Raw genomic sequence first — 25,659 nt, forward strand, 5'->3', positions numbered from 1 at the left:
TGCTGTCCGCCCCTGCAGGTGGCCACACCGGCCCGCCCACCTCGACACCGGCAGGAACACCCATGACGCATGCCTTCGAACTCCCGACTTCGCTGGTCCAGGCCCTGATGCAACGCGCCGCACAGAGCCCGGACAAGATCGCCTTGCGCTTTCTGGCCGATGCGCCCGGCGAACAGGCCGTGCTCACCTACCAGGCGCTCGACCAGCGCGCGCGCGCCATCGCGGCTGCGCTCCAGGCACGGGCCGCATTCGGGGACCGTGCCGTACTGTTGTTCCCTAGCGGCCCGGACTACGTGGCGGCCTTCTTCGGCTGCCTGTACGCCGGCGTCATCGCGGTGCCGGCCTACCCACCGGAGTCCGCACGCCAGCACCACCAGGAGCGCCTGCTTTCGATCATCGACGACGCCGAGCCGCGCCTGCTGCTGACCGTCGCGGCATTGCAAAAAAGTCTCCAGGGCCTGGAGGCGCTGCAAGCCGCGCAGGCCCCGGAGCTGCTGGCCGTTGACCAGCTCGATCCGACACAGGCGGCGGCTTGGCGCGAGCCTGCGTTGCAGCCCCATGACATCGCGTTCCTGCAATACACATCCGGTTCCACGGCCTTGCCAAAGGGCGTGCAGGTCACCCACGGCAACCTGGTGGCGAACGAACAGCTGATCCGCCACGGCTTCGGTATCGATCTGAACCCAGACGACGTGATCGTCAGCTGGCTCCCGCTCTACCACGACATGGGGCTGATCGGCGGGCTGCTGCAGCCGATCTTCAGCGGCGTACCCTGCGTACTGATGTCGCCTGGCTATTTCCTGGCACGGCCGCTGCGTTGGTTGCAGGCCATCAGTGAGTACGGCGGCACCATCAGCGGCGGCCCCGACTTTGCGTACCGGCTGTGTAGCGAGCGGATCAGCAAGGCTTCCTTGGCAGGGCTCGACCTGAGCCGCTGGCGAGTGGCGTACTCGGGTTCCGAGCCGATTCGCCAGGACAGCCTGGCCACCTTCGCCGACACCTTCCAGGCCTGCGGCTTCAACCCACAAAGCTTCTTCGCCAGCTACGGGTTGGCAGAGGCCACGCTGTTCGTCAGCGGCAGCCGCCGCGGTGAGGGCATCGGCGCCTTGGCGCTCGATGCCCAGGCCTTCGCCGAAAACCGTGCCGAGCCCGGTGAGGGCAGTGTGGTGATGAGTTGCGGCTGGCCACAGCCCGGCCATGCGGTACGCATCGTCGAACCCCGGCAGCGCCAGGTGCTGGCGGACAATCAGGTAGGAGAAATCTGGGCTGCCGGGCCAAGCATCGCCCACGGGTACTGGCGCAATGTCCAGGCCAGCGCTCAGACGTTCGTCGAGATGGATGGCCAGCGCTGGCTGCGCACAGGCGACCTGGGTTTCATGCGCGGCGGCGAGGTGTTCGTCACCGGTCGCCTGAAAGACATGCTCATCGTGCGCGGGCAGAACCTCTACCCGCAGGACCTGGAAAAGACCCTTGAGCGTGAGGTCCCTGCGCTGCGCAAGGGCAGGGTGGCCGTGTTTGCCGTCGAGCACGAGGGTGAGCAAGCCATTGGCGTGGCCGTGGAAATCAGCCGCAACGTGCAGAAGACGACCGCCCCCGATGCACTGATCAAAACGCTTCGTCATGTTGTCGCCGATGCGTGCCGCCAGGCCCCGGCCGTGGTCCTGTTACTCAACCCAGGTGCCTTGCCCAAGACCTCCAGCGGCAAACTCCAGCGCTCGGCCTGTCGTCTGCGCATGGACGATGGCACCCTCGATTGCTACGCGCGCTTTCCACAACCCGCTTTGCCGGCCACCGAGACCGTGACCGGTGAAGGGTTGCAGGCGCAAATCGCGCGTCTTTGGTGCGACATTCTCAAGGTCGAGGCGGTGGCGGCGGACGATCATTTCATGCTGCTGGGCGGCAACTCCATTGCCGCCACCCAGGTCACGGCAGCGCTGGCCGACGCCTTGGGCATCGAGTTGAGCCTGCGCACCCTCTTCGAGGCTCCAGTGCTGGCCGACTACACCCAGGCGGTTGCTGCAAGCCTTGCCCAAGGCCAGCAAGCGGGGGCCATCGACCTGTTGCCCCGCGACAGGCCACTGCCCCAGTCGCTGGCGCAGAACCGCCTGTGGCTGCTTTGGCAACTGCAGCCGCAATCGGCTGCCTACAACATTCCTGCTGGCCTGCAACTGCGCGGGGCCCTGGATGAACCTGCTCTGGAAGCCGCCCTGCAGGCGCTGGTAGAGCGCCACGAAGCCTTGCGTACGGTGTTCAGCGAAGTCGACGGCCAGCCATTGCAACGCGTCCTGGCTCACCTGCCGGTGAACCTTCAGCGGCTTGACTTGCAGGGGCAAGCGCCCGAGCAGGTCGACAGCCAGCGAGAGGCCGAGGCCTGCCTGCCTTTCGATCTGCAGAGAGGGCCGCTGCTGCGCCTGACGCTGGTCCATCTGGACGAGGAGCATCACCAGCTTTGGGTAACCCTGCACCACATTGCCGCCGATGGCTGGTCGCTCACCCTGCTCATGGACGAGCTGGCGCGCCTTTATGCGGCTTATTGCCACGGCCTGGAACCCAAGCTGGCACCGCTCGGGCTGGGCTACGCCGACTACGGTAACTGGCAGCGCACCTGGTTGGCAGAGGGTGCAGCCGAGCGTCAGCTCGCCTACTGGCGCGATCAGCTGGGCGATGCGGCGCCGGTTCTGGACCTGTGCACCGACCACCCCCGCGCCAGCCAGCGTGGCAACCATGCCGCACGCCTGAACGTGAAGGTGCCTGCGCACTTGTCCCAGGCCCTCAACGCCTTGGCACATCAACACCAATGCAGCCTGTTCATGGTGCTGCTGGCGGGTTGGCAGGCGCTGCTGCACCGTTATACCGGCCAGGCCGACATCCGGGTCGGTGTGCCCAATGCCAACCGCTCGCGCCTTCAAAGCCAAGGGCTGGTCGGTTTCTTCATCAACACCCAGGTGCTGCGCGCTCAGGTACACGGCCGACTGCCGTTCGCCGAATTGCTCGGCCAGGTGCGCCAGGCCACCCTCGACGCACAGGCCAACCAGGACCTGCCGTTCGAGCAGTTGGTCGAGGCGCTGCCCCAGGCCCGTGAACAAGGCCTGTTCCAGGTGATGTTCAACCACCAGCAACGCGATATGTCGGCGCTGCGGCGCCTGCCGGGTCTGCTGGCCGAAGAGCTGCCCTGGCACAGCCGGGAAGCCAAGTTCGACCTGCAACTGCACAGCGAGCAAGATCACCAGGGCCGTGTGCGCCTGGCGTTCGACTACGCCAGCGAACTGTTCGAGCAGGACACGGTGGCGCGGCTTGCTCAGCACCTGTTGAGCCTGTTCGAGCACGTCTGCGAAACGCCGCAGCTGCCCATCGGCGAAGTCCCCCTGCTGGATGAGGCGAGCCGTGCACGCTTGCTGGACTGGGGGCAAGCGCCGGCTGCGCAGCCGCCACAGCTGCTGGTCGAGCAGCTCAATGAGCAGGCTCGCCTGCACCCGCAGCGCACGGCACTGGCCTGGGAGGGCGGCAGCCTCGGTTACGCCGAACTGCATCAGCAGGCCAATCGCCTGGCCCATTACCTGCGCGACAAGGGCGTGGGCCCCGATACCTGCGTGGCCATCGCCATTGAGCGCTCGCCCCAGCTGCTGGTAGGCCTGCTGGCCATCCTCAAGGCCGGCGGCGCCTATGTGCCGCTGGACGTGGATTACCCGGCCGAGCGTCTGGCCTTCATGCTGGCCGACTGCAATGCCGGCCTGCTGCTCAGCCACAGCAGCCAATTGGCCACGCTGCCGCACGTGCAGGGTGTTGGCGTGATCGCGCTGGACCAACTGCACCTGGACAACTGGCCGAGCCAACCGCCCCGGCTCCACCTGGACGCCGACAACCTGGCCTACGTGATCTATACCTCCGGCTCCACTGGCCAGCCCAAGGGCGTAGGCAACACCCACGGGGCGCTCGCCGAGCGGCTGCAGTGGATGCAGGCGACCTACGCACTTGGCGCGGACGACGTGTTGATGCAGAAGGCACCGATCAGTTTCGATGTTTCGGTGTGGGAATGCTTCTGGCCGCTGATCACCGGCTGCAAGCTGGTACTTGCCGGTGCCGGTGAGCACCGCGATCCGCAGCGCATCGCAGCGCTGGTGCAGGCCCATGGCGTGACCACCCTGCATTTCGTGCCACCTTTGTTGCAGGTATTCGTCCAGGAGCCCCAGGCTGCGGGCTGCAGCAGCCTGCGCCGCCTGTTCTCCGGCGGCGAGGCGTTGTCGGCTGCCTTGCGCGACCGGGTCTTGCAGGTGCTGCCACAGGTGCAGCTGCACAACCGTTACGGCCCGACCGAAACCGCCATCAACGTCACCCACTGGCATTGCACCGCCAGCGACGGTGGGCATTCGCCCATGGGCCGCCCGTTGGGCAATGTGCTGTGTCAGGTGCTGGACGATGAGCTGCACCTGAGTGCACCTGGGGTGCCGGGCGAGCTGTACCTGGGTGGCACGGGCTTGGCCCGTGGCTACCTGGGCCGCCCTGGCCTGACGGCCGAGCGCTTCGTGCCCCAGCCTGGCGGCAATGGCCAGCGCCTGTACCGAAGCGGCGACCGAGTGCGCTGGTTGGTGCAGTACCCGGCGCTTGAGTACCTGGGCCGCCTCGACCACCAGGTGAAAGTACGTGGCTTCCGCGTGGAGCCCGAAGAAGTGCAGGCCTGCCTGCTGGTCCAGGCCGGCGTCGAGCAGGCGGTGGTGCGGGTTCATCAGGACACCGTCGGCGCACAACTGGTGGGTTACTACAGCGGCACTGCCGAATCGGGCCCCTTGCTCGCGGCGCTCGCCGAGCAACTTCCGGCCTACATGGTGCCCGCACAGCTGATGTGGCTGGCGCAGATGCCGCTCGGCCCGAGCGGCAAGGTCGATCGCAAGGCATTACCGGCGCCTGTGTGGCAGCAGCGTGAGCACATCGAGCCACACAGCCCCTTGCAACGACAGGTCGCGGCCATCTGGTGCGAGGTGTTGGGCCTGCCCCAGGTCGGCTTGCAGGACGATTTCTTCGCCCTAGGCGGGCACTCCTTGCTGGCGACGCAAATCGTCTCGCGCACGCGACAGGCCTGCGACGTCGAGCTACCGTTGAAAGCCCTGTTCGACGCCAGCGAGCTGGGCGCCTTCTGCGCTGAAGTCGCACGCATCCAGGCCAGCGGTGAACGCAATGCGCAAGGCGACATCCCGCGCGTGGATCGCCGTCAGGCGGTACCGCTTTCCTATTCGCAACAGCGCATGTGGTTCCTTTGGCAAATGGAGCCCAACAGCCCGGCGTACAACGTCGGCGGCATGGCGCGCCTGCGCGGCACCCTGCATGTAGATGCCTTCGAGCGGGCGTTGCACGCGCTGGTCGTGCGTCACGAAACCCTGCGCACCACCTTCCCCAGCATCGAGGGCGTGCCTTATCAGTGCGTGGCCGACGACAGCAACCTGCAGCTGGCCTGGCAAGATTTCAGTGCACTGCCCGACGCTGCCCGCCAGCAGCGCCTGCAACAGCTGGCCGACCAGCAGGCACACCAGGCGTTCGACCTAGAGAGTGGCCCCTTGCTGCGTGCCTGCCTGGTCAAGCTGCAGGAGCGCGAACACGTCTTCGTGCTCACCTTGCACCACATCGTCACCGAAGGCTGGGCCATGGATATCTTTGCCCGCGAACTGGGCGAGCTGTACGAAGCCTTCGTTGACGACCGTGAGTCGCCGCTGACGCCCTTGCCCGTCCAGTACCTGGACTACAGCGTATGGCAACGGCAATGGCTGGACAGCGGAGAGGGCGCTCGCCAGCTGGCTTACTGGAAACAGCGGCTGGGACAAGAGCACCCGGTACTGGCGCTGCCCACCGACCGCCCTCGACCTGCCGTGCAAAGCCACAAGGGCGAGCTCTACAGGTTCGAGCTGGACCCTGCGCTGGTGCAGCGCGTGCACACCTTCAACAGCCAGCGTGGCCTGACCTTGTTCATGACCATGACCGCCACCCTGGCGGTGCTGTTGCACCGCTACAGTGGTCAGCGCGACCTGCGTATCGGCGCCCCGGTGGCCAACCGCATCCGCCCCGAGAGCGAAGGGCTGATCGGTGCCTTCCTCAACACCCAGGTGCTGCGCTGCGAGCTGGACGGCCAGATGACCGCTGCCGAGGTGCTCGAGCAGGTGCGCCAGGCCGCCATCGAGGGGCAGTCCCACCAGGACTTGCCGTTCGAACAACTGGTCGAGGCCTTGCACCCGCCGCGCAGCAGCGCCTACAACCCGCTGTTCCAGGTGATGTGCAACGTGCAGCGCTGGGCCTTCCAGCAAAGCCGTACGCTGGCCGGCATGCAGGTGGACTACCTGGTCAACGACGCAGCCGCCACCAAGTTCGACCTCTACCTGGAGGTCACGGACCTTGATGGCCGTCTGGGCTGCTGCCTGACCTACAGCCAGGACCTGTTCGACGCGCCACGCATTGCCCGCATGGCCGCGCATTGGCAGCAGTTGCTGATCGGGCTGCTGGACCAGCCGCAGCAACGCCTGTGCGAACTGTCGATGCTCAGCAGCGCCGAACAGCAGGGGCTGGTCGCGCAACTGCGCGGCGAGCCGGTCAGCACGGCGCGGCATACACTGCATGGGCTGTTCGCGGCCCAGGCGGCCGAAGGCCCGCAAGCACGGGCCCTGACGTTCGCCGGCCAGCACCTGAGCTACGCCGAGCTCGATCAGCAGGCCAACCGCCTGGCCCGCGCCTTGCGCGAGCGCGGTGTCGGCCCGCAGGTGCGGGTGGGCGTGGCGCTCGAACGCTCGCTGGAAATGGTCGTCGGCCTGCTGGCAGTACTGAAGGCCGGTGGCGCCTATGTACCGCTTGACCCGGAGTACCCGCTGGACCGCTTGCGCTACATGATCGAGGACAGCCAGGTCGCCGTACTGCTCAGCCAACGCCGCTTGCTGCAAGACCTCGGGCCGCTGCCGGAGCACCTGGCCTGCTGGAGCCCGGAAGACGACCAGCCTACGCTGGGCGCCTATAGCGAGGCGCCGCTGGACGATGTCAGCCTGGCGCAGCACCCGGCTTATCTGATCTACACCTCCGGATCCACCGGCAAACCCAAAGGTGTGGTGGTCAGCCATGGCGAGTTCGCCATGCACTGCCAGGCAGTGATCCAGGCGTTTGGCATGCGCAGTGACGATTGCGAGCTGCATTTCTATTCCATCAACTTCGACGCGGCCAGCGAACGGCTGTGGGTGCCGCTGCTGTGTGGCGCACGTGTGGTCATCCGCGCTCAAGGGCAGTGGGGCGCCGACGAGATCTGCCAGCTGGTGCGAGAGCAACACGTCAGCGTGCTGGGCTTCACGCCCAGCTACGGCAGCCAGTTGGCTCAGCATCTGGCCGTGCAGGGCGAGTGCCTGCCGGTGCGTCTGGTGATCACCGGGGGCGAGGCGTTGACCGGCGAGCACCTGCAGCGCATCCGCCAGGCCTTCACCCCTGATCAGCTGTTCAACGCCTACGGCCCCACCGAAACCGTGGTCATGCCGCTGGCCGCCCTGGCCCCGCAATCGCTGGCGGCCGACCTGGGCAGCGTGCCCATCGGGCGGGTGATCGGCCAACGCACGGCCTACATCCTCGATGATGACCTGGCCCTGTTGCCCCAGGGGGGCATCGGTGAGCTGTATGTGGGCGGCGCCGGCCTGGCCCAGGGCTACCACGACCGTCCTGGGCTGACCGCCGAACGCTTCGTCGCCGACCCCTTCAGCCACACCGGCGGGCGCCTGTACCGCACCGGCGACCTGGTGCGCCTGGGCCAGGATGGCCTGGTGGAGTACATAGGGCGCGCCGATCAGCAGGTAAAGATTCGCGGCTTCCGCATCGAGCTGGGTGAAATCGAAAGCCGCTTGCAGGCCCATGCCGATGTGGATGAAGCGGTGGTCATCGCCGTTGACATGCAGGGCGTGCGGCAACTGGTCGGCTATCTCGTAAGCCAGCACGCCGCTGGCGACCCGCATGCCCAGCAACAGCTGCGCGAAGCCGTCAAAGCCCATGCCCATCAGCATCTGCCGGACTACATGGTGCCGGCGCACCTGGTGCTGCTCGATTCCCTGCCGCTGATGGGCAATGGCAAGCTGGACCGCCGAGCCTTGCCGCTGCCCGACCTCGACCAGGCTCGCCAGCATTACCAAGCGCCGACCAATGATGTGCAAGCGCAATTGGCGCAGGTCTGGGGTGAGGTGCTCAACGTCGATCAGGTCGGTGTTCAGGACAATTTCTTCGAACTGGGCGGTGACTCCATCCTGTCGATCCAAGTGGTCAGCCGCGCGCGGCAGGTAGGCCTGCAATTCTCCCCGCGTGACCTGTTCCAGCACCAGACCATCCAGGCCCTGGCGGCCATCGTGCAGCCGGTGCAGGTCACCGACAGCATCGAGCAAGGCCTACGCCAGGGCAGCGCACAGTTGACCCCGATCCAGCACTGGTTCTTCGACAGCGCGTTGGCGCAGCCGCAGCACTGGAACCAGGCCGTGCTGTTGCAATGCCGCGTGCCGCTGGATCAGACCCGGCTGCACACCGCGCTGGCCGCCCTGGTGGAGCACCACGACAGCTTGCGCCTGCGTTTCAGCGATGCTGCTGGCCATTGGCAGGCCGAGTACGCCCAGCCTGATGATCAACAGCTGCTGTGGTCGGCCACGGTCGCCGACCTGGACGATTGCCAGGCGCTGTACACCGACCTGCAACGCAGCCTCGACCTGCAGCGCGGTCCCTTGCTCCGTGCCTTGCTGGTGAGTGACGGGGAGGGCGAACAACGCCTGGCATTGGCCATCCATCACTTGGTGGTCGACGGCGTTTCCTGGCGCATCCTGCTCGAAGACTTGCAGGCGCTGTACCGAGGCCAGGCCCTGCCGGCCAAGACCCATGCCCCAGGTGACTGGGCGGCGCGGCTGGCAGCCTATGCCAGCAGCGATTCGCTGCGTGACGAGCTGGGCCAGTGGCAGGCCCAAGTGGGTGAGGTACGCCATGAGCTACCCTGCGATCATCCCCAGGGCGGCAACGTGCAGCGTCATGCCCGGACCGTGACCATCGGCCTGGATGCCCAGCAGACCCGCCAGTTGCTGCAGCAGGCGCCTGCGGCCTACCACACCCAGGTCAATGACCTGCTGCTGACGGCACTGGCCCGCACCCTGTGCCAGTGGACGGGCCAGCCGCAGGCGCTGGTGCAGTTGGAAGGCCATGGCCGGGACGGGTTGTTCGAGGACATGGACCTGACCCGCAGCGTCGGCTGGTTCACCAACGCTTATCCGTTGAGCCTGTCCCCCCTGGCAGGGGATGATGACCAGGCACGGGCGGCGTCCATCAAGCGCATCAAGGAGCAGTTGCGCCAGGTGCCGCACAAGGGCCTTGGCTACGGTGTGCTGCGCTACCTGGCGGACCCGGCAGCGCGCGAGCAAATGGCGGCCCTGGCCCAAGCGCGCATCACCTTCAACTACCTGGGGCAGTTCGACCAGCAGTTCGACGACGGCGCGCTGTTCACGCCGGTGGACGCGCCGGTGGGCCTGGCCCATGACCCGGATGCGCCGCTGCCCAACTGGCTGAGTGTCGATGGCCAGGTCTACGGCGGTGCGTTGCAACTGCGCTGGACATTCAGCCGCGAACGCTATGAGCCGCACACCATCGCCACGCTGGCGAATGCCTATCGCCAGGAACTGGTGGCGCTGATCGACCATTGCCTGGCAGACGGGCAGGGCAGCTACACCCCCTCGGACTTCCCCCTGGCGCACCTTACCCAGGCGCAGATCGACGCGTTGCCTGTGCCGGCCAACCTGATCGAGGACGTCTACCCCCTGACCCCAATGCAGGAAGGCATGCTGCTGCACACCCTGCTCGAACCCGGCACCGGCCTGTACTACATGCAGGACCGCTACCGCATCAACAGCGCACTCGATCCGCAGCGCTTCGCCCAGGCCTGGCAACAGGTGGTGGCGCGGCATGAGGCCTTGCGCGCCTCGTTCAGCTGGAACAGTGGCGAGGCCATGCTGCAGATCATCCACAAGCCCGGGCAACTGGCCATGGATTACCAGGACTGGCGCGACCTGGACGACGCCGACCAGGAGGCTCGCCTGCAAGCCCTGCACAAGCAGGAGCGCGAAGCCGGCTTCGACGTGTTGCACACGCCGCCGTTCCACCTGCGCTTGGTGCGAGTGGCCGATGCGCGCTACTGGTTCATGATGAGCAACCACCACATTCTCATCGATGCCTGGTGCCGCTCGCTGCTGATGAACGACTTCTTCGAAATCTATCAGGCGCTGGGCGAGGACCGACAGGCGCAACTGCCGGTGCCGCCGCGCTACCGTGACTACATTGGCTGGCTGCAGCGCCAGGGGTTGGACGACGCGCGTGCCTGGTGGCAGGCCAACCTGGCCGGCTTCGAGCGCGCCACGGCGCTGCCAAGCGATCGTCCGTTGCGCCATGAGCATGCGGGCAGCGGCATGGTCGTCGGTGATTGCTACACGCGCCTGGCGGTCAGTGAGGGCACTCGCCTGCGCGAGCTGGCCCAGGCTCACCAGTTGACCGTCAACACCTTCGCCCAGGCGGCCTGGGCCCTGGTGCTGGCGCGCTACAGCGGCGAGCGCGACGTGGCCTTCGGCGTGACCGTGGCGGGTCGGCCGGTGAGCATGCCGCAGATGCAACGCACCGTCGGCCTGTTCATCAACAGCGTGGTGCTGCGTGTGCAGCTGCCAGCGGTTGGCCAAGGGTGCACTGTGCGCCAGTGGTTGCAGGGTTTGCTGGAGCGCAACATGGAATTGCGCGAGTACGAATACCTGCCGCTGGTGGACATCCAGGCGTGCAGCGAACTGCCCAAGGGCCAGCCGTTGTTCGACAGCCTGTTCGTGTTCGAGAACGCCCCGGTGGAAACCGCCGTGCTCGACCACGCCAAGCACCTGGATGCTACCTCCGACTCAGGTCGCACCCACACCAATTTCCCGCTCACCGCGGTCTGTTACCCAGGTGATGACCTGGGCCTGCACCTCTCGTTCGACCAGCGCTACTTCGACTACCCGACCGTCGAGCGCTTGCTGGCCGAATTCAAGCGCCTGCTCCTGGCGCTGGTCCAGGGGTTCGACGAACAGGTGCAAGCCTTGCCGCTGGTGGGCGCCGAGGAACAGCGTTTCTTGCTCCAGGCATGCAACGACACTCAGCGGGCTTACCCCCTGGAGCAGAGTTATGTCGCGCAGTTCGAGGCGCGCGTGGCCGCCCATCCCCAGCGTACCGTGGCCCGGTGCCTGGACGCCGAGTACGACTATGCCAGGCTGAACCTGGCGGCCAACCGCCTGGGCCATGCACTGATCGGGGCTGGTGTACGGCTGGATCAGCCGGTGGCCCTGCTGGCCGATCGCGGCTTGCCGCTGCTGGGCATGATCGTTGGCAGCTTCAAGGCCGGTGCTGGTTACCTGCCGCTGGACCCAGGCCTGCCACCTGCGCGCCTGCAAAGCATCCTTGAGCTCAGCCGGGCGCCGGTGCTGGTGTGCAGCGCGGCCTGTGCCGAGCAGGGGCAGGCCTTGCTGCAAGCCATGAACCCTAGCGTACGGCCCCAGTTGTTAGTGTGGGAAACCGTCCAGACCTGCACCATGGACAGCCACAACCCTGGGGTCCACAGCGGCCCGGACAACCTCGCTTACGTGATCTACACCTCAGGCTCCACCGGCTTGCCCAAGGGCGTGATGGTGGAGCAGCGCGGCATGCTCAACAACCAGCTGAGCAAGGTGCCCTACCTGGCGCTGACCGAGCACGATGTCATTGCGCAGACGGCGTCGCAGAGCTTCGACATTTCGGTGTGGCAGTTCCTGGCCGCGCCGCTGTTCGGCGCCCAGGTTGAAATCGTGCCCAACGCCATTGCCCACGATCCCCAGGGCCTGCTCACCCATGTCCAGGCCACCGGCATCACCGTTCTTGAGAGCGTGCCATCGCTGATCCAGGGCATGCTTGCCAGCGAACACCAGGCGCTGGACGGCCTGCGCTGGATGCTGCCTACCGGCGAAGCCATGCCACCGGAGTTGGCGGCGCAATGGCTGCAACGTTACCCACGGATCGGCCTGGTCAACGCCTACGGGCCAGCGGAATGTTCGGATGACGTGGCGTTCTTCCGTGTCGATGCCGACTCTACCCAAGGCAGCTACCTGCCCATCGGCACCCCGACCGACAATAACCGGCTGTACCTGCTGGGCGATGAACAGCAACTGGTGCCCTTGGGGGCCGTGGGCGAGTTGTGCGTGGCGGGTACGGGTGTGGGCCGTGGCTACGTGGGCGACCCGGCACGCACGGCGCTGGCGTTCATTCCCCACCCTTACGGTGCAGCAGGCGAGCGTCTGTACCGCACCGGCGACCTGGCCCGCCAGCGGCCTGACGGTGTGCTCGAGTACGTAGGCCGGATCGATCACCAGGTGAAGATTCGCGGTTACCGTATCGAACTGGGAGAAATCGAGGCCCGGCTGCATGAGCAGCCGCAGGTCCGCGATGCAGCGGTTGCTGTGCAGGAAGGTGTCAACGGCAAGCACCTGGTGGGTTACCTGGTGCCTCACCACGGGGTCACGGGCGACGACACGGTGCTCGCTCAGCTCAAGGCACGCCTGCGCGCCGAGCTGCCTGAGTACATGGTGCCCCTGCATTGGGCCTGGCTTGAGGCCTTGCCTCACAATGCCAACGGCAAGCTCGACCGCAAGGCCCTGCCCGCCATCGACATCGGCAGCCAGCACAGCCAGGCCTATCAGGCACCGCGCAGCGAGCTCGAAGGCCTGCTGGCCGGTATCTGGGCCGAGGTGCTCAAGGCCGACCGGGTCGGTGTGCACGACAACTTCTTCGAACTGGGCGGCCACTCGCTACTGGCCACCCAGATTGCCTCGCGGGTGCAGAAGCAACTGCAACTGAACGTGCCACTGCGGGCGATGTTCGAGTGCAGCACGGTGGCGGAACTGGCCGTGTACGTGCAAGGGCTGCAGGGCAGTGCGCTCAATGAAGACAAGGTGGATCGATTGAGTGACTTGATGGCGGAGTTGGAGGGGTTGTGAGGGGCGGCGGGCGATGAGCAATCGTTCGTCCGTTCAAGGGCTAACGAAGTCGCAGGGGCTGCGGGGCTGAAGTCCTGATGCTGCGGTGCGGCCTCTCGCGGCCGGTCCAGCGCCCCGGTGAGGCCGCTCCCAGGAATGAGTGGCTTTTGGATTCAGTGCGAAGCATCACGGGCAAATCCCAGGCTGTTTGCACTGCACCTTGAGACGCTAATTCCCAGGGACTTCAGCGCGTATTCCCGTTATTCACCGCTTACCCAAAATCGTCCCCAACATCTCAGGCCGCGGCGCCCCTTGCTGGCTGTGCACCTTGCCTTCACTGTCCTGGTAGAAAATCGCAGGGGTGGCCTGCAGGCCCATCTCCTGCATCAGGGCCATGTTGGCGGCGAGCTTTTGCTGCACCTCGGCTGGCATCTTGTCCAAGGCCTTGAGGGTGCTGGCCTTGCCGGCTTTCTCGTGCTGCTGCAGGGCCTTGGCAGGGTCCTTGGCGGCGAGCAGGGCTGCCGACTTGCGTGGGCTGTCTTCACGGATGATACCCACCATGATGTGGCGCAGCTGCACCTTGCCCGATTCCACCCAGGGGCGGGCCTGTTCCCAGAACATGTTGCAATACGGGCAGTTGGGGTCGCTGAACAGGTAGATCTTGCGCGGTGCATCGGCCTTGCCGTCGGCGATCCAGGCGGACTTCTCCATCTTTTGCCAGAACGCCTGGGTCATGGGGCCGTAGACCAGCTTCTCCAGCGGGGCGGCGCTCAGGTCCTGGCCCTGCTCGTCGAACAGGTTGCCCACCAGCACGTGCTTGCCGTCAGGAGTCAGGTACAGGGCCAGGGGGTTGTTCTGGTACTCGGCGGCATAGCCGCGCAGGCCGTCGGGCGCATCGAAGCTGCCCTTGATCACGGCGCCCTTGCTTTGCAACTGCTGGACCGCCTTGGGCAGGTCTTCGGCATACAGGGCGGGGCTGGCAAGCAAGCAAGCGGTGAGCGGGAAGAGTGCAGGCAATCGCATGGTCAATGTCCTTGTGCGGCAGGTTCGGGCGTGGCGGCCCGTTGGTAGGATTCCAGGGCGTGACGCAGGCTGGCGCGCGACAGCTCGCCCAGATGGCTGCCAAGCAAGCGGCCGCCCTCGTCGTAGAACAGGGTGGTAGGCAGGGCCATGGAGCCGACGCGCTGGGCCAGCAGGCCAGTGCCGTCGAACAGCACGTGGGTCAGGCTCAAGCCGGTGGTGGCCAGGAAAGTGCTGACGTTTTCAGGTGTCTCGCCTTGGTTGACGAACAGGAACGTCACATGGGGGTACTCGCCTTGCGCTTGTTGCAGTACAGGCATTTCCCGGCGGCAGGGCGGGCACCAGGTCGCCCAGATGTTGATCACCAGCGGCTTACCCCGGTAGCGCTGCAACGCCACCGACTCGCCTGCGGCATCGCGCAGGGTGATGGCAGGCAATTCGGTCCCCTTGCTGTACAGGTGGCTACCCAAGCTGGCCACCCCCCAGAACAAGGCGCCGCTGAACAGCGCCCAGCTCAATGGCCGGCGCAGGCCAGGGCGACGCCAGCCTTGCCACACAGCAGCCAGGCTGATGCCCACAAGCCCTGGCCATAGCAGGAAACCGCCGTCGCGGATGTCGATGATCTGGAGCAGATCGCCCCGGTACATCGACCAGTAGGCCGCGACAAATCCGATCCGCGCGCACAACAGGCCGATCAGGAACAGATTGAACAGCGCGGACTCGGGGCTCTCGCCGCCACGCCGTGCCACCCACCAGCCGACCACGCTGGCAACGCCCAGGGCACAAAGCAGCACCAGATGGTTCAGGGCCATGGTCAGTGGCCCCAGGGTCACGGTCAGCATCAGCCCTGGCTCCGGGTGAGGGCCCACTGTTGCACGAAGGTGGCGGCATCCACTTCTCCGGTGATGCGCCTTGCCCGGCGCTCCTGGCCTTCTGGGCCGAGCCAGATCAGGGTAGGTGGGCCAGGCACCTGGTAACGCTGCAACAGCGCCTTGCTGGCGGGCGTATCGGTGGTGACGTCCAGGCGCAGCAGGTGCACGCCGGCCAGTTCGGCCTGGACGTCGCTACGGCTGAACACCTGCTTTTCCATAACCTTGCAGGCCACGCACCAGTCGGCGTAGTAATCGAGCAGTACCCACTGGTTGCGGCCTTTGGCCGCGTCCAGCTCCTGTTGCAGTGCCTCGGGCGTACTCACGGTGACGAAGGCGTCGTGGGCAGGCGAGTCGGTGGCGGCCACCGTCCCACCCGTGAATGGGCGCAGCGGTTGCCACAGGTCATCGCCGCCGGCAGCGGCGCCGACCAGCAGCAAGCCGCCCCACATGGCTGCCAGCAACGGTGCAATGCGCAGCGCCGGAAGGCGCTGTAGCGCAGGCCAGGCGGTCCAGCCCAGTGCGATCAGCCAGGCCCCGCTCAAGGCCAACAGCAAGCTGGCCGGGAGCAGGCTGCGCACCGTGTACAGCGCCATGGCCAGGAACACGAAGCCGAAGATGCCTTTGACCAGGTTCATCCAGGCGCCAGGGCGTGGCAGGAAGCGGTTGCCCAGGGTCACGATCAGCAGCAGCGGTACCCCCATGCCCAGCCCCAGGCTGAACAGCACCAGCGCCCCTTGAAGCACGTCGCCGCTCTGGGCGATGTACAACAGCGCCCCGGCCAGCGGCGCGGTCATGCAGGGCCCCAGCAGCAGCCCGGACAACACGCCCAGCAGCGCAGCACCATACAGGTTGCCACCGCGCGTGCCCTGTCCGGCGCGGTCCAGGCGGTCGCGCAGGGCAGCGGGCAATTGCAGTTCGAAGGCGCCGAACATGGGCAGGGCCAACAACACGAACAAAGCGGCCAGGCTGCCCAGTAACCAGGGTTGTTGCAGCCAGGCCTGCAAGCTGGCGCCCAGTAGCGCAGCCACCACACCCAAGGCGGCATACACCAGGGCCATGCTCAGCACGTAGGTGCCAGCCAGCATCCAGCCACGCCGTGCACTGGCACCATTGCCCAGCACCAGCCCGGCGAGAATCGGCAGCATCGGCAACGAACAGGGCGTAAAGGCCAGCAGCAGGCCCAGGCCGAAGAAGGCCAGCAGGCCCCAGGCCAGGTTGCCCTGCTGCAGGCCGCTGGCCAACGCCTGATCGCTGGCCTGCTCAGCTTCCAGGGTGGCGACCGAGGCTTCGCCCCCCAGGTCGACCAGCGTCGTCTGCGGGGGGTAGCACAGGCCCGCATCGGCGCAGCCTTGCCAGCCAAGACGCAACTGCCCCTGGGCGCCGGGGGGCACCGTCAACTCAAGCTGTTCGCGGTAGACGGTGCTGTCGCCGAAAAACTCATCGTGGTGATTGATGCCCGCAGGCAAGGGCGGATGCTGGCCCGTGGGCAGCCCGTCGAACTTCAGGCGTTTCTGGTACAGGTAATAGCCCGGCTGAATCTGAAAATACAGGCGGGTAGAGCCGTCGGCCTGACGGTCGTGGGTTAGCACGAAAGCCTGTTCGACGGGTAGAAAGTCAGGTTTGGTGGCGAATGGGTTGGCCTGCGCTGGGCCAGCCAGCAGCACCATCAATAACAGCAGAAAAACGCGCATGAGTTTGCCTTGGCAGATCGTTGAATGGGGCCATGCTGGCGAGGATCGATTAACCCACTGTTAACGCGGGAATAGGGTTGAAGCAAGTCGGCTGACCTCCGGGTTCGACGAAATACCGCGACACAATGTCAGCTTGACTTTGCTTGTGATGGCGTCAATGCGGTAAAGTTGACAATCAAGTCAGTTTTTCCTGACCTGCACGACAGGGTTTCGACCCCCTCGACCCCTGCACAAGAATTAAGAACACATGGGCAGCACCCCCTGCTGCCCAGAGGATCAAGCATGTCCAACCGTGATATTTCCCGGCGCGCCTTTCTGCAAGGCGGCCTGATCGCTGGCGTCGGCGTGACCCTGGCGCCGCTTGGCAGCCAGGCGTTCGCCGCGTTGATGGAGGACCGGGTTACCGCCTCGCCGCTCAAATGGATGAACCATGACGGCAAGGCGCGCTTTCGTAACGACGCGTTGTCGAAAGTCTGTGGCAACAAGGTCTTCGCCCGTGACATTCGTGCCAAGGACATGCCCGGCTGGCCTGCGCAGCAAGGCCACGCTCTGTTGCTCAAGGCCACCAAGGCCGACCGCCTCTATGAAGGCCACGACCTCAGTGTGCTGGGTGCCGAGTTGCAACCGGACCGCATCGTCACCGCTGCCGACCTGGAGCGCGACGGCATCGCCTGGCCCGAGGCGCACTCGCCAGACCCGCTCTTGCCCCCTGGCAAGGTCCCGATGTTCATCGGCCACCCGGTGGCGCTGCTGATCTGGCACGATTTCGAGCGCTTTCGTCAGGCCAAGCGCCTGCTGCAATTCAACGACCAGGTTATTCGCTACGGCGCCCAGGCGCCGTTGTACCAGCGTGACCCCTACGGCAGTTTCCGCTTCGTGCGGGTGGGTGGCGCCACCCCGTTCGACGAAGACGAATTCTCCAGCCTGAAGGATTCGCCGCTGTTTCCCACCATCCTCAACCGCAAGCCGGTGTGGTCCAAGTCGCCCAACCAACATGGCGACCTGACCGAGCAGGGCCTGTTCTACGCCAACCGCATGGCCGAACAGCTGGCCAACCCGCCCGAGCACTGGCTGGTCTTCGACGAGCGCTTCAAGACCCCCTCCATCGAGCCGGCGGCCTTGGAGCCGGACAACGGCAACGGTTGGTTCGACGTGGCCAGCGGCACCCTGCATTTCGTCGTGGCGACCCAGTGCCCGTTCGAGGCCGCGCAGGAATGCGTGCACATGATCAAGCCGTCACGCTTTGGCCTCAAGCACTTGAACATGCACCCAGGCTACACCGTTGGCTACGGCTCCAAGGACAACAACATCTTCGTCTTCTACGCTGCCGTGGCAGCGCTGTATGGCGAGGGCGTGCCGGTGCGCCTGGCCAACGACCGCTACGAGCAATTCCAGAGCGGCATCAAGCGCCACGCCTTCGACATCCGTTACCAGTTGGCGGTGGACAAGAAGGACAACAGCTTCAAGATCTTCCGTGCCGACATGAGCTGTGACGGCGGTGGTCGCATTAACTACAGCCCCTCCGTTGCAGCCGTAGGCGCTACCGCTGCCCAGTCGATCTACTACATGCCGCAGAACGATCTGGCAGTCACTGCCTATCATTCGCGGGCAGTGGAAGCCGGCTCCATGCGCGGTTACGGCACCCTGCAAAGCATGGCCGCCACCGAGATGATGGTGGACGAAGTGGCCGGCCGCCTGGGCGTCGATGCCATTGACCTGCGGCGCAACAATGCCCTGAAGTCGGGCATGAAGAATACCCAGGGCGCGGTGCCAGCCGGTGCATTGCGCCTGCACGAGATCCTCGACAAGGCGGCTCAGCACGAAGGCTGGCGTAACCGTGATGCACGCAAGCAACGGCGCGAGGCCAGCGACCCGGATCATTGGTACGGCACTGGCTTTGCCATCTGCCAGAAAGACTTCGGCACCGGCGCCGAAGCACCCATGGCCAGCATCGAGTTCAGCCGCGACGGGCGCATCAGCCTGCGCCACATCGGCACCGAGCTTGGCACCGGCATGTCCACCTCCCAGGCACTGGTGGTCAGCGATTTCCTGGGCCGTTCGGCCGACGAAGTGCTCACTGCCGTCACCGAGTGGCCCGAGCTTCAACTGTCCACCAGCGGCAACCCGTACCTGATCAGCCAGGCCGAACAGGACGCCGCCCTGCGCAACCCGCGCTGGGTCGGCAAGCTGGCCTCACCCTCGTCGGCGACCAACTCGGCGTTCTATTTCAGCCATGCCACACGCGAGGCGGCTCGCGCGTTGTTCAATCACGGCCTATGGCCTGCTGCCATGGCCATCTGGACCCAGGGCCCGCACGGCGGCCAGGCCAACCCGCTGGTGGTGCGTCGGGAAAACGCAGTGTGGGTCAACGGTGAGCTGACCGGCAACGGCCTGGCGCCTATTCCTTTTGCGCAACTGGCCGAGAAGGCCCATGCCATGGGCCTGGTAACAGGCGTGAGCGTCCACGGTTTCAACCGCTGGAGCTGGGCTGAGTCCGACTTCGTCATCGACGGCGTGCGCGAGCGTTTCCCGCTCGACGCGTTGGCCGTGAAGTACGGCGACGGCGCCGCCAATGCCAAGAAGGCGCAGATGACCAGCAGCGGCTACCACCTGCTCGACCGTCAGAACCCTGCCTACCCCGATACACAGTTGAACAACGCCATGGTCACCTATTACAGCCCGGTCGCCACCCTGGTGGAGGTGAAGGTGAACAAAGGCACGCACCAGGTGCAGGTCCTCGATCACCACAGCTGGGTCGAATGCGGCCGCGTGCTGGTGCCTGAACTGGTCAAGGGCCAGCTCGAAGGCGGCATCGCCATGGGCATTGGCCATGCACTGACCGAGGAAATGCCGTTGTACGAAGGCGGGCCGGGGGAGGGCGACTGGAACTTCAACCGGTACCGCCTGCCGCACGCGCGTGATGTGGCGGTATGGACGCAAAGCAGCGAGATTCTTCCGCCGCTTTCACCCACCGACCCGTCCAAAGGCATCGCCGAGGTGGTGATGATCCCGATCGTCGGTGCCATCGGCAATGCCGTGGCCCATGCCATCGGCAAGCGCGTACGCGATCTTCCCATTACCCCAGCCCGTATCCAGGAGGCCCTCAATGGCTAACCGTCCACTGCAACTGACCCTCAACGGTCAACCGGTCGGCCCGGTCCAGGTCCCTGACGACCTGGCGATGATCGACTACCTGCACGAGCACCAGAACCTCACCGGCTCGCGCCTTGGCTGCGGGCAGGGCATCTGCCACGCCTGCGTGGTGATCGTCGACAACCCCGACGGCACCAGCGAAGAAGTGCGCACCTGCATCACCGGCGCCCATTACTTCGAAGGCAAGAAGGTCCGTACCATCGAAGGCCACGCCCAGCAGGACGAGGCTGGCAACCTTACGTTGAACCCGATCCAACAGAAGTTCGTCGACCTGTTCGCGTTCCAGTGCAGCTACTGCGCACCAGGCTTCGTCAACGCCGCCACAGTCCTGGTGGAAACCGCACAGCGCCAGCCGCTGAAAAAGAGCGAGGTGCAAGCACGTATCGAAGCCAGCCTTGGTCACCACATCTGCCGTTGCACCGGCTATGTGCGCTACTACCAGGCCACGCGCACGGTGCTCGATGACCTCGGCCTGGTAAAGGAGGGTTGAGCATGGGCTTTTTCCGTAGCGCCCTGGCGCTAGCGTTTGGCCTTGCCGCAACGTGCTCGGCGCTGGCCAGTGATGACGGCCAGATCAAGCGCGGCCAGTACCTGGCCCGTGCTGCCGACTGCATGGCGTGCCACACGGCCGAGGGCGGAGCGCCGTTCGCCGGTGGCCTGCCGATCCATTCGCCGTTTGGCACCATCTACGGCACCAACATCACGCCCGACAAGCAGTACGGCATCGGCAACTACAACGCCGACGAGTTCTTCGCGGCCGTCACCCAAGGCAAGCGCAAGGACGGCGCCAACCTGTATCCGGCCATGCCCTATACCTCGTATCACCTGATGCGGCGTGAAGACTCGGATGCGATCTTCGCCTACCTCAAGACCATCGCCCCGGTCCATCGCCCGGCACCCCAGACGGCCCTGCGTTTTCCGTTCAACGTGCGCCTTGGCCTGAGCGGCTGGAACATGCTGTACGGCAAGAGCGTGCAGGCCCAGCCTGTCGAAGGCAGCAGCCCTGCCTGGCAGCGTGGCCAGTACCTGGTCGAGGTCATGGGGCACTGCGGCGAGTGCCACACCCCGCGCAACTCGGTCGGCGCCTTGCAGCAGGACCTGCGTCTGAGCGGTGGGCTGCTCAACGGATACCTGGCCCCGAGCCTGCTGGCCACCGACCTGGCCGAGCGCGGCTGGTCGCAACCGGATCTGACCGCGTTCCTCAAGCACGGGATCAGCGCCCAGGGCAGTATGTTCAACGAAATGTTTCCGGTGGTGCACCTGAGCACTCAGCACCTGGAAGACGCCGACCTTGCCGCCATGGCCACTTACCTGCTCGGCGACAACCCGCCGGTGGCCAAGGCGATCGCGCCCGTGCCGCTGGCGCAGATGAGCGAAAGTGCCCAGCGCGGTCGCCAGCAATACCTGAACGTATGCGCCGGTTGCCACGGCGTGGAGGGGCAGGGCAAGCCGCACATCGCCGTGGCGATGCAAGGCAATACGGTGCTGCGCCAGGCCGATTCGCGCAACCTGGCCAAGGTGATACTCGACGGGATCCGCGAGCAGCAGTTCACCGGCTTTGAGCGCATGCAGCCGATGCCAGGGTTCGCTGATAAGCTCGATGAACGCCAGGTGACCGACATGGTCAACTACCTGCGTCAGGCATGGGGCGGGCTGCCCGGTGATTTCAGTGAACAACAGCTGGCCGAGCTGAAAGCGGAGTAAAGCGTGCAGCATCTCGATCTACAGGTGATTCGCCAGGCGTTGCAGTGGTCTAGCACAGGTCAAGCGGTGTGGTTGTGCACCGTGCTCGCCACTTACGGCTCGGCGCCCCGCGCGCCGGGCTCGTTGCTGGCAGTCAACGACAAGGGCCAGTGGCTGGGGTCGTTGTCCGGCGGTTGCGTCGAAGACGATTTTCTTGAACGCGTGGCCCTGGGCGAGTTCGTGCAACCGGCGGCCATCGTGCGCTACGGCGATGGCAGCGACCCGCGCTCGCGGGTCAGCTTGCCCTGTGGCGGCGTGCTGGACGTGCTGGTGGAACGCCTGCCGTCCACGTGCGAGGTGCAAGACCACCTGCGCCAGCTGGAAAGCGCGTTGCAGGGTCAGCGGCGGGTACTGCGCCAGGTCAAGGTGCCCAGCGGCATCCAGGGTCTGACAGACGCAGCCGGTCAAGGGCCGCGCGTGCACCGCGACGGTGACTGCGTGCATCTGCGCGTGGGTGCCGCCCAGCGGCTGCTGCTGGCGGGGTATTCCAGTGTTGCCCAGTACTGCGCCGAATTCGCCAAGGCCATGGGGTTCGAAGTGGTCCTGTGCGAGCCACGTGAGGAGGTGCTCGAAGGGGTGCAGATCGACGGTATCGAGGTACGCCGCGAGCTGCCCTCGGAATTCATCTTCAATGGCGGTTGTCATGCCGACACCGCCGTGGTGGCGCTCACCCACGATCCCAAGATCGACGATCTGGCCATGCTCGAAGCTGTGCGTACCGAGGCGTTCTATATCGGCGTGATGGGTTCGCGCGCCACCTCCGATAAACGCCGCGAGCGGCTGCACCGCATCGGCGGCCTGGATACCGATGCGCTGGATCGCATCCATGCGCCCATCGGCCTCAACCTGGGCAGCAAGACGCCGGCCGAGATCGCATTGGCGGTGTTGGCAGATGTACTGCGGGTGCGCAACGGGCTTGACCGGGCCGCCTTGTGAAGGTGGCGGCGCTGGTCCTGGCCGCTGGGCGCAGCAGGCGCTTCGGTGCCGACAAGCGCCGGGCCCTGCTGCCCGACGGGCGCAGCCTGTTGGCCCAATGTGTACAACGGGCCGAGGCGGTGTTCGAGGATGTGCGTGTCGTGGTACGCGAGGACGAGGGTCGCGAGGACTTCGACCTGGGCACCGCCTGTGGCTGGGTCGTCAGTGCCCAGGCAGCTTCGGGCATGGGGCACAGCCTGGCAGCAGGCGTTGCCGCCCTGGCTGACAGCGATGCGCAGGCGGTGGCTATCTTGCTGGGGGACATGCCGTGGATAGAGGCCGCGACCCTCAGGCACCTGGCCGAGATCGCCCAGGCTTCGACCATCGTGCTGCCGCGTCATGCTGGGCAGCAGGGGCATCCGGTGATCTTCGGGCGCGCGTTCTGGCCGGCGCTGTTGGGGCTGACCGGTGACGAAGGCGCCAGAGCGGTGGTGCATGCCAACCGTGCCTCCTGCACGGTGATCGAAGTGTCGGATGCGGGGGTGTTGATGGATGTGGACACGCCCGAGGCGCTGGGCGTTTTAGGGCGTTGAGCAGGGCGGGGCACGTGGTGCTGCGCTGTATCTGGAAGATAGCGATCTCTATAAAAGGGCCTGGCTGGATCAGTCAGGGGGCGCTGTTTTGAGGTTTCAGCTTCGCAGCTAATAGTGCCGGGGCCGCTGCGCGGCCCATCGCGGCACAAGGGCCGCTCCCACACGGGAAGCCGATAGACTCCAGATGTGGTGCATGACAGTTGACCCCCAAAGTTAAGCACCGCATGGTCCGGCGCTCCGGCAAGACCGCTCGTTGACTGTCAGACAATCCGCACGTTTCGCCGCCCAATCCTTCTCCCCAAACCCTGTGCCTGCGTCCATAATTCCCCCTTAATCCATTCACGCTGCAATGTCGGCCACACCATTGCGGGAGCCCCACCCATGCACGTTCTGCTTTGCGAGGACGACGACCTCATCGCTGCTGGCATCTGTGCAGGCCTTGCCGCACAGGGCTTGACCGTCGACCGGGTGGGCAATGCCGCCGCCGCCCGGGCCATGCTCCAGGCGGCGCAGTTCGACGTGATGATCCTCGACCTTGGCCTGCCCGACGAGGACGGCCTGAAGCTGCTGCGCCGCCTGCGTCAGCAAGGTGAGACGTTGCCAGTGCTGGTGCTCACCGCCCGTGATGCGGTCACTGATCGCGTCGACGGCCTGCAGGCCGGGGCCGACGACTATCTGCTCAAGCCGTTCGACCTGCGCGAGCTGGCCGCGCGCCTGCACACCCTGCTGCGCCGAGTCGCCGGCCGTGCGGTGAACGTGATCGAGCATGGCCCGCTGCGTTACGACCCCAGCAGCTGCGAGGCTACGCTTGCCGGCAAACCCGTGGACCTGTCTCGTCGTGAGCAAGCCTTGCTCCAGGCCCTGTTGCAGAACGCCGGGCGCGTGCTGTCCAGCGAGCAATTAAAGGACTGCGTGTACGGGTTCAACGACGAAGTGGAAAGCAATGCGCTGAACGTGCATATCCATCACCTGCGCCGCAAGCTGGGCAATGGCATCGTCGAGACCGTGCGCGGGCTAGGCTATCGCCTGGGCCCAGCCAATGCACCCACCGAGACGCCATCATGAGCCTGCGTGTGCGCCTGAGCCTGATCCTGGGCAGTGCCTTCGTGATCATCTGGGCGCTGGCCGCCGCCTGGATGTTGCGCGACCTGCGCCAGCAGATGATGTTCTCCCTCGACCAGCGCCTGGTGGCATCTGCACGCATGGTTGCCGGCCTGATCGACCAGCTGCCCCAGCCGCTCAGCGTCAAGGGCGAAGGTACCCACTATGCGGCTGACCAGTTGAGCGTACCGGACGGCATGGCCTGCCAGGTCAGCTCGCTGCGTGGGGAAATCCTGGCCAGCAACCACAAGCACGATGGCGTCATGGATGACGGGCGCAGTGGTTTTCGCGACCAGACCATCGACGATGCCTCATGGCGCACCTTCACCTACAACCATGGCGATGTACGCATCACCACAGCCGACCGGCACATGGAGCGCGAAGCCCTGAACCAGTCCATCCTGCTCGCTGCCTCGGCGCCGGTGCTGATGGCCTTGCTGGGCAGCCTGGGCTTGCTCTGGATCGGGCTGGGCAAAGGCCTGGAGCCGCTCAATCGCATGCGCGATGCCCTGCGGCGCAGGCGCCCCGACAGTGTCGAGCCGTTGCAGGTGGCCGGCATGCCCAGTGAGCTCCAGCCGTTGCTGGAGACCCAGAACCAGCTGTTCGTGCGCATCGCCCAGACCATCGAGCGCGAGCGGCGCCTGACCGACGATGCCGCCCATGAGCTGCGCAGCCCGCTGACAGCCATCAAGACCCACCTGCAGGTTGCTCGCATGACCGAGGGCACGGTGCGCGAACAAGCGCTCGAGCATGCCGAACAGGGCGCCGATCGCATGCACCGGACCCTGGAGCAATTGCTCATGCTGGCACGGGTGGAGGGTAGCTTGTCGTTCGACGACGGTGTGCAGTGCAGTGCCGAGCAAGTCGCGCGTCAGGCGGTGCAGGACGCCGGGGGTGGTGACAACCGCAGGATCGTCCTGAACTTGCCGCCCGAGGCGGCCCAGGTCTACCTGAGCATGCCCGCACCGCTCGCGGTGGCGGCGCTGCGCAACCTGCTGGACAACGCCTTGCGCCATGGCGGTGACGATGCGGTGGAGCTGGAGGTACAGGCCGTGGAGGGGCAGGTGGGGTTCATGGTGCGCGATCACGGGCCAGGCATTGCCGAGGCAGACCTCGGGCACCTGACCGAGCGTTTCTGGCGTCATGGCCAGAGCAGCGGATGCGGACTTGGCTTGGCCATCGTTCAGGCAATTGTGCAGCGCTGTGCGGGTAGCCTGAAATTCGATAGCCGAAGTGATGGGTTGAGGGTGGTATTGCAGGTGCCGGCGCGGCCTGCGGGGTGATCCTGAGCGTTGTCTGAACATTCTGGGGCCCAAAGCACGCAGTGTAAGAGGTGGTTGAGCAAGCTAGTTCTTTTATAGTCGGTGAAGATGTCTACTGCTACCTATTCTGGTAGACTTCTCGATCTATAATCATTGCAGTTGCAGTTGCAGTTGCAGTTGCAGTTGCAGTTGCAGTTGCAGTTGCAGTTGCAGTTGCTCTTGCTCTTGCTCTTGCTCTTGCTCTTGCTCTTGCTCTTGCTCTTGCTTCTAAGCGCGCGGTAGTTCAGGCGCCGCAGATCGCGACTTCAGGAGGCCGA

The 25,659-nt window shown here is 65.6% G+C and carries 12 protein-coding genes; 9 read left to right on the forward strand and 3 right to left on the reverse strand.

The window, feature by feature from the left end:
* The first annotated feature begins 62 nt into the window (after window positions 1–62).
* Entirely contained in the window at window positions 63–13,013 is a 12,951-nt protein-coding gene (locus tag PFU01S_RS05620; RefSeq protein WP_028687955.1) for a non-ribosomal peptide synthetase, read from the forward strand.
* 243 nt (window positions 13,014–13,256) lie between these two features.
* Here PFU01S_RS05620 and dsbG read toward each other — a convergent pair whose 3' ends face one another.
* From dsbG to dsbD, 3 genes are read right to left on the reverse strand one after another with little or no spacing between them, the layout of a single operon-like run.
* The gene (gene dsbG / locus PFU01S_RS05625) at window positions 13,257–14,015 is read right to left on the reverse strand and encodes a thiol:disulfide interchange protein DsbG (RefSeq protein ID WP_028687954.1); all 759 of its coding nucleotides are present in this window, start codon (window positions 14,013–14,015) and stop codon (window positions 13,257–13,259) included.
* Window positions 14,016–14,017: 2 nt separating this feature from the next.
* The gene (locus PFU01S_RS05630) at window positions 14,018–14,854 is read right to left on the reverse strand and encodes a TlpA disulfide reductase family protein (protein ID WP_028687953.1); all 837 of its coding nucleotides are present in this window, start codon (window positions 14,852–14,854) and stop codon (window positions 14,018–14,020) included.
* Entirely contained in the window at window positions 14,854–16,575 is a 1,722-nt protein-coding gene (gene dsbD / locus PFU01S_RS05635; protein ID WP_028687952.1) for a protein-disulfide reductase DsbD, read from the reverse strand. Before dsbD ends, PFU01S_RS05630 begins: the two co-directional genes overlap by 1 nt.
* Before the next feature lie 282 nt (window positions 16,576–16,857).
* Here dsbD and PFU01S_RS05640 point away from each other — a divergent pair, with 282 nt between their 5' ends.
* The 8 genes from PFU01S_RS05640 (at window position 16,858) to PFU01S_RS22580 (ending at window position 25,624) form a co-directional block, all read left to right on the forward strand.
* Window positions 16,858–19,689, forward strand: coding sequence for a xanthine dehydrogenase family protein molybdopterin-binding subunit (locus PFU01S_RS05640; RefSeq protein ID WP_027916036.1), 2,832 nt, complete (start codon window positions 16,858–16,860; stop codon window positions 19,687–19,689).
* Window positions 19,682–20,218, forward strand: coding sequence for a (2Fe-2S)-binding protein (locus PFU01S_RS05645; RefSeq protein ID WP_023535868.1), 537 nt, complete (start codon window positions 19,682–19,684; stop codon window positions 20,216–20,218). Before PFU01S_RS05640 ends, PFU01S_RS05645 begins: the two co-directional genes overlap by 8 nt.
* 2 nt (window positions 20,219–20,220) lie before the next feature.
* Window positions 20,221–21,432 (forward strand): cytochrome c, encoded by a 1,212-nt coding sequence (locus PFU01S_RS05650; RefSeq protein WP_033737212.1) that lies wholly within the window; start codon window positions 20,221–20,223, stop codon window positions 21,430–21,432.
* A 3-nt stretch (window positions 21,433–21,435) separates the two neighbouring features.
* On the forward strand, window positions 21,436–22,407 hold the full coding sequence (locus tag PFU01S_RS05655) for an XdhC family protein (protein WP_027916038.1): 972 nt from the start codon (window positions 21,436–21,438) through the stop codon (window positions 22,405–22,407).
* Complete coding sequence (locus PFU01S_RS05660; RefSeq protein WP_028687950.1) at window positions 22,404–22,979, forward strand: nucleotidyltransferase family protein; 576 nt, start codon at window positions 22,404–22,406, stop codon at window positions 22,977–22,979. Before PFU01S_RS05655 ends, PFU01S_RS05660 begins: the two co-directional genes overlap by 4 nt.
* Window positions 22,980–23,360: 381 nt before the next feature.
* Window positions 23,361–24,044: a response regulator gene (locus PFU01S_RS05665; protein WP_027916040.1), complete on the forward strand. Its 684-nt coding sequence runs from the start codon at window positions 23,361–23,363 to the stop codon at window positions 24,042–24,044.
* Window positions 24,041–25,363, forward strand: a complete 1,323-nt coding sequence (locus tag PFU01S_RS05670; RefSeq protein ID WP_028687949.1) for an ATP-binding protein — start codon at window positions 24,041–24,043, stop codon at window positions 25,361–25,363. Before PFU01S_RS05665 ends, PFU01S_RS05670 begins: the two co-directional genes overlap by 4 nt.
* A gap of 132 nt (window positions 25,364–25,495) precedes the next feature.
* Window positions 25,496–25,624: a hypothetical protein gene (locus PFU01S_RS22580; protein WP_255212318.1), complete on the forward strand. Its 129-nt coding sequence runs from the start codon at window positions 25,496–25,498 to the stop codon at window positions 25,622–25,624.
* Window positions 25,625–25,659 lie beyond the last annotated feature (35 nt).

The organism is Pseudomonas fulva NBRC 16637 = DSM 17717 (assembly GCF_000730565.1).
GTDB lineage: Bacteria > Pseudomonadota > Gammaproteobacteria > Pseudomonadales > Pseudomonadaceae > Aquipseudomonas > Aquipseudomonas fulva.